General features: G+C 47.4%; 3 protein-coding genes and 1 pseudogene. 2 read left to right on the plus strand and 2 right to left on the minus strand.

Annotated features, from left to right (window positions below; all coding sequences use genetic code 11):
* Positions 1-317: 317 nt before the first annotated feature.
* On the minus strand, positions 318-1061 hold the full coding sequence (locus Q0274_RS00830) for a DUF4272 domain-containing protein (protein WP_298026728.1): 744 nt from the start codon (positions 1059-1061) through the stop codon (positions 318-320).
* Between the two features lie 364 nt (positions 1062-1425).
* On the opposite strand from Q0274_RS00830, the gene Q0274_RS00835 reads away from it, so the two are divergent.
* Positions 1426-2295 carry a cupin domain-containing protein gene (locus Q0274_RS00835; RefSeq protein ID WP_298026730.1) on the plus strand — a complete coding sequence of 290 codons (870 nt, stop codon included), beginning with the start codon at positions 1426-1428 and terminating at the stop codon, positions 2293-2295.
* A 177-nt stretch (positions 2296-2472) separates the two neighbouring features.
* Positions 2473-2619 (plus strand): annotated as a pseudogene (locus Q0274_RS11070) (LysE family translocator); the annotation flags it as partial.
* Positions 2620-3454: 835 nt separating this feature from the next.
* Here the strand turns inward: Q0274_RS11070 and Q0274_RS00845 are convergent.
* Positions 3455-3622, minus strand: coding sequence for a hypothetical protein (locus tag Q0274_RS00845; RefSeq protein ID WP_298026735.1), 168 nt, complete (start codon positions 3620-3622; stop codon positions 3455-3457).
* Positions 3623-3916 lie beyond the last annotated feature (294 nt).

Here is a 3916-nt window from a genome sequence, read left to right on the forward strand (position 1 = left end):
TTTCTCTAAATTTCTTTTCCGAAATTCGGGAACGAATTATATACTTGTTTTTCATCGGCAGGATCATAGTTAAAAACTCCTTTGAAAGTTTTTAACTTATCTTGAGCCAAATTTAAATTCCAATCTTATGCTTGCAGTTATGGGTACGACGATGCAAAAATAGTTTCTAAATTTGAGTACAAAGAAGGAGTATAAGCGGCGGTGCCGCGGAGCTAAACAAGGCGCGGATGAAAATTTACGGGTGGAGCGTGTATGTAAATATGCAACCAGCAAATTTTAGACACAACGACGTATAGCAAAGAGAAAAAGACACGCCGCTAGGTATTCAAGTCCGGATAATCCCACGCATTATATTCATCCGTCAGATTATCATTTTCGTCCCCCTTGCAGCACAGCCACTCTAGCCCGCCGCGCCTCTCCATCACGATCTCTTCGTCGAGCCCCGCGCAGTCTGAGCCGTGCACGCGGGCATTGACGCACGCCCAGTGGTAGCGATAGATGAGATCGAGCGCCTGCAGGATTTCATCCGTGCCGCGCAGCTTCACGTGCGCAGAAAAATCGCCGCCGCTAAAGGTGTCCATCACAAAGGCGCAGTCGCAGATCTCGCTCGGAAAGCTAAGCTCCTCCACGAGCCCCATCGCCCACATCAGTGCCCACAGCGACTCGTATTTCCAGCCCATATTTACGGCCTCGTCGCGGCTTGCCTCGCCCTGCACGACGCGGCGCTCCATGCGCGTGAGCTTGTCTATGCAGCCGTAGCGGTTATCTAGAAAACCCTGCGCGCCCCGCTTACCCTCATCCGCGAGCTTGCCCTCGTCTCTGATCGAGCAAGCGCACATTATCGCGGCGTAAGAACAGATCGCGCGGGCGATGACCTCGTCCTTTTCGCGCGGGGAAACCTCGTCCGTCTCGTACCGTAGCGGCAAATGATCTATATACGGCACGCCCTGCGATTTTAAAATTTCGATGCTTATATCCTTGCGCTCCTGCGCGGTCTTGCCGATCTTTACGGCGTTTGCGCTATTTTTGCCGCCTTTTTTGAAAAAATCTGAAAATGCCATGAGCTCTCCTTAAAATTTTAAACGTATTTTAAAACAATCGCGCAAAATTTCAGCTTACGACGGCGATGCGGATTTTTAAATTTAAGTTCAAACCGAGCTTTGCAAATCGGACGGAAATTTTACGCTGCGCTACGAATTTATGCGACGCCGCGCAGGCTCGTCCGTGTCCGCAATGAGCCGATCAAAAAGGATCGTTCGTGTCGCAAGGAGGCGGACGAATTATGGTAAAATTCGGCAAATTTATGTAGGAGCGGCGAATGGGACGGCAGATAAATTTTTAAAATCACAAAAGAACACACTAAGAACACATTAGCTCGCTAAAATCCATCCAAAATTTTAAGGCGAAATGCCACAAAGGATAAAAATGCAAATTTACGACATTTCGGTTACGACGGGCAGGGGCGAGAGCAAGTGCATGTGCGAGTATTACGGCAAGGTGCTGCTCATCGCAAACACGGCTAGCAAATGCGGTTTTACGAATCAATACGAGGAGCTTGAGGCGCTAAACCGCGAGTTTAAGGACGCGGGGCTTTGCGTGCTCGGCTTTCCTAGCGATAATTTCGCTCATCAAGAGCCCGACGACGACGAGACGATAGCGCAAAACTGCAAGTTAAATTTCGGCGTTACGTTTGAGTTGTTTAAAAAAGGCGACGTGCGCGGCGAAAACGCAGACCCGCTGTTTAAATTTCTAACCTCAAAGCAAGGATTTAAGGGCTTTGACGCGGCCCATCCGCTAAGCGCGAAGCTAGAAGAGTCGCTAAAAAATAACTTCCCAGAAATCCTCGAAGGAGACGGCGTGAAGTGGAATTTCACTAAATTTTTAGTGGATAAAAACGGCGAAGTCGTCGCGAGATTTGAGCCGACGGCTAGCTTTGAGCAGATAAAAGCGTGCGTGAAAAAGCTACTTAGCCAGAATAAAAATAGCGCATTTCCAGATATCATAAAGAAACTGCCGTTTGAAAACTACGGCATAGACGGACTTTATATCTACAAGCAAATCAACGAGAAAAACGAAATTTGGTTTTTAGAGGTCTGCGCGGACATCGACTACCCGCCGCACGCGCATATGAATCAGTGGAGCAACGTCATACGCGGCGAGTGCGACTTTACGATATTCGGCGAGACGAGACGGCTAAAAGCGGGCGATAAATACTATATCCCGGAAGGCGTACCGCACAATATCAGGATGTATCCGGGCTACGCCGAGATAATCTACATCGACGGCAGGTATTAGGTTATAAATTTGTTTTTGAATGAGGTTAAATTTGGCTATAAGATGCACTAAATTAAATTTTATGTTTTAGGAGCTGTTGTAAAACACTCTCTATACTTATAAGATATGTTTTAGGTGTATTTTGTAGCTTTGCATTGTTAATTTATCACTATATTAGCCTTATTTTATCTTAAATTTATTAAATTTGATTTACCATTTGCCAAAAATTCAAGGCCGCTCATGAACTACCTGCTTTTCCTCGCCACGCTTTTCCCCATCAGCTTGATGCCCGGCATCAACATGACCTACGCGATGAGCATAGGCATGAGCCTTGGCTACGCGCGGGCATCCCCGAGGGATACTCGCCGCTTTGCTCGCTTGCGATCGGTAAAAGCGATGCTAAATGCGAGGAGCGTAAGCCTAGCTGCGATCATTATAAGGTTAGCTATATTTAATTTGCTTGTGCCATGCCGTTTAAATTTGCGCCTGCAATGAAGCCTAATGTGGCGTCTGAGTGGATCTCGTTCATAGTGGCTAAACGCTTAAATTTGCAGGCGTTTTAAATTTATAGCCCTTTGCGAGCCGTCTGCGAAGCGGCGCAAACTAGCGGCGGCGAAGGCGGCTTTGAGATCGTGCGGCTTACGATGCGGCGGGGCGACTTTTTTGCTTACATGGACGCCCTTGCGCGAGTAATGCCGCTTTTTCTTGCATAACCAAGCCGTTTAGGCGGGAAAACGATTAAATTCTAAAAGCGCGCGTGATTCAAGCAGCGCTTTTTTGCGTAAGCGCCGCCTTTTGCTCGCGCTATCGATGCCGCCCGTTTACGGCGTCGTAATATTCGGCAGTTTGTCGTTGTTCATATCAAATTTCAAAATTTTACCGTCCATGCAGCGCTTCGCGTAAAAATAATCTTTGTAAAAAGAAGCGCCGCAGCTAAGCCCGCGACCGATCGCTTCGTCGTTTTTGAGTTTATTTCCGGAGAAAATTTTCCCAAGTAGCCGCGCCCGGATTTTTTGCGACGAGTCGCAGCGCGATCATCTCTATAGCTTCTTGCGTCTCTGCTCGCCCGTGCCTTCTATGATGCTTCGATACATATCGTCGTAAAATACCTTTGCAGGCAATTCGGGCTCTTGCGGCGATTCCAGCGAAATAAAAAATTTTAAGCTTTGCTTCAGGTCGGTTAAGTTTCGGCAGTTACTCGAACCTGCTTTGGCGGCATCATAAGCGCGGTACCATAAGTGCTGCCTCTTTCTTTTTGCAAATATACCGTCCCGCTGCAGCCGGCAAGGATATCCGCTATGTATGAGATAAAATCGCCGAGCGGCATAAGAAGGCGGACGCGGGGCATTTATCTGCGTTTTAAATTTTACTTTTTATGGCTTCGGCGATCGCGCGCCGCTTTAAATCGATACTTATATTTTGATCGCGCGTCCACATAAGCAAAACGCGCTTTGCCGCGTAAATTTAAAAGCAGCGCCCGTATTTAGCCGAGCGCCGCAATTAAAATTTAACCGATTTGCGCATTCAAACGAACGGTGCCATAGGGTGCGCCTCTCAGTTAAATTTGAGCGGGCGTAATCAATACTTAAACGAGCTGCCCGGCTCGATCAACTTAACCTTTTGTTTATAATTCATCTTTAGT

It is taken from the genome of uncultured Campylobacter sp. (genome assembly GCF_937973075.1).
Taxonomy (GTDB): domain Bacteria; phylum Campylobacterota; class Campylobacteria; order Campylobacterales; family Campylobacteraceae; genus Campylobacter_B.